This is a genomic window from Secundilactobacillus paracollinoides DSM 15502 = JCM 11969 (genome assembly GCF_001311135.1).
GTDB classification, from domain to species: Bacteria; Bacillota; Bacilli; order Lactobacillales; family Lactobacillaceae; genus Secundilactobacillus; species Secundilactobacillus paracollinoides.
This window is the reverse complement of the sequence record NZ_BBAG01000155.1, coordinates 1-1,137: the sequence shown is the minus strand read 5'-3', so window position 1 is coordinate 1,137 and position 1,137 is coordinate 1. Positions and strand designations below refer to the sequence as shown.

The 1,137-nt window shown below is 49.1% G+C and carries 11 tRNA genes; all 11 read right to left on the bottom strand.

Going from position 1 to position 1,137, the window contains the following annotated elements:
• Positions 1-28 precede the first annotated feature (28 nt).
• The 11 genes from JCM11969_RS16760 to JCM11969_RS16710 all read right to left on the bottom strand — a co-directional run bounded on the left by JCM11969_RS16760 (position 29) and on the right by JCM11969_RS16710 (position 1,066).
• Positions 29-113, bottom strand: a tRNA-Leu gene (locus JCM11969_RS16760).
• Between the two features lie 40 nt (positions 114-153).
• Positions 154-224 (bottom strand) — tRNA-Cys (locus JCM11969_RS16755).
• Between the two features lie 27 nt (positions 225-251).
• A tRNA-Gln gene (locus JCM11969_RS16750) sits at positions 252-323 on the bottom strand.
• 10 nt (positions 324-333) lie between these two features.
• Positions 334-408: transfer RNA gene (locus tag JCM11969_RS16745), tRNA-His, on the bottom strand.
• A 14-nt stretch (positions 409-422) separates the two neighbouring features.
• Positions 423-493, bottom strand: a tRNA-Trp gene (locus tag JCM11969_RS16740).
• A gap of 1 nt (position 494) precedes the next feature.
• A tRNA-Tyr gene (locus JCM11969_RS16735) sits at positions 495-580 on the bottom strand.
• Between the two features lie 4 nt (positions 581-584).
• Positions 585-657: transfer RNA gene (locus JCM11969_RS16730), tRNA-Phe, on the bottom strand.
• A 33-nt stretch (positions 658-690) separates the two neighbouring features.
• Positions 691-765 (bottom strand) — tRNA-Asp (locus JCM11969_RS16725).
• Between the two features lie 4 nt (positions 766-769).
• Positions 770-842 (bottom strand) — tRNA-Val (locus JCM11969_RS16720).
• Positions 843-884: 42 nt separating this feature from the next.
• Positions 885-956 (bottom strand) — tRNA-Glu (locus JCM11969_RS16715).
• Positions 957-974: 18 nt separating this feature from the next.
• Positions 975-1,066 (bottom strand) — tRNA-Ser (locus tag JCM11969_RS16710).
• Between the last annotated feature and the right edge of the window lie 71 nt (positions 1,067-1,137).

Sequence of the window (1,137 nt, the reverse complement as noted above, 5' to 3'; positions counted from 1 at the left end):
CTAAGATCATTTATCTTAGTCACTTTAGTACCGGAGGTCGGGTTACGAACCACACGTCCTCAACGGACACTGGATTTTGAGTCCAGCGCGTCTGCCAGTTCCGCCACTCCGGCATAAATTGAATGTTGTTGAATAGGCCTCTCAATAAGGCAAAGGCGGTAATCGGATTCGAACCGACGATGAAGGTTTTGCAGACCTCTGCCTTACCACTTGGCTATACCGCCATATTGAAATCGATGAACCATATCCAACTGGGTTAGCTGGATTCGAACCAGCGCATGACGAAGTCAAAGTCCGTTGCCTTACCACTTGGCTATAACCCAATCTTCAAAGGGCGGTATGTGGGACTCGAACCCACGCGTGCCGGAACCACAATCCGGTGTGTTAACCAAACTTCACCAATACCGCCATCACATGACAAACAGGGATAGTAGGAGTTGAACCCACACTAGCGGTTTTGGAGACCGATGTACTACCATTATACTATATCCCTATGGTGGATGGGAGTGGATTCGAACCACCGAACCCGAAGGAGCGGATTTACAGTCCGCCGCGTTTAGCCAGACTTCGCTACCCATCCATAATGGCGCGGGACGGAATCGAACCGCCGACACACGGAGCTTCAATCCGTTGCTCTACCAACTGAGCTACCGAGCCATTTAATGCTTGTTAATATTCAATTATTAACAACGGTCCGTACGAGACTCGAACTCGTGATCTCCTGCGTGACAGGCAGGCGTCCTAAACCAACTAGACCAACGGACCATGATGGAGGATACAGGGCTCGAACCTGTGACCCTCTGCTTGTAAGGCAGACGCTCTCCCAACTGAGCTAATCCTCCATGAGGTTGTTAACTAAAAACTTATTGTAGTCTTTCGACTAATGACCCGTACGGGATTCGAACCCATGTTACTGCCGTGAAAGGGCAGTGTCTTAACCACTTGACCAACGGGTCATACTAAAAGTTGCTGAACGGAGAGTAAGGGATTCGAACCCTTGAAACAGGTTTTTGCCCGTTTACACCATTTCCAGTGGTGCTCCTTCGGCCAACTCGGACAACTCTCCAAGAGTCTCCGACATGCGTCATCAAAACTCACTATTAAAGTTGTCCCAACAACTGAGTCGGAAATCAAATC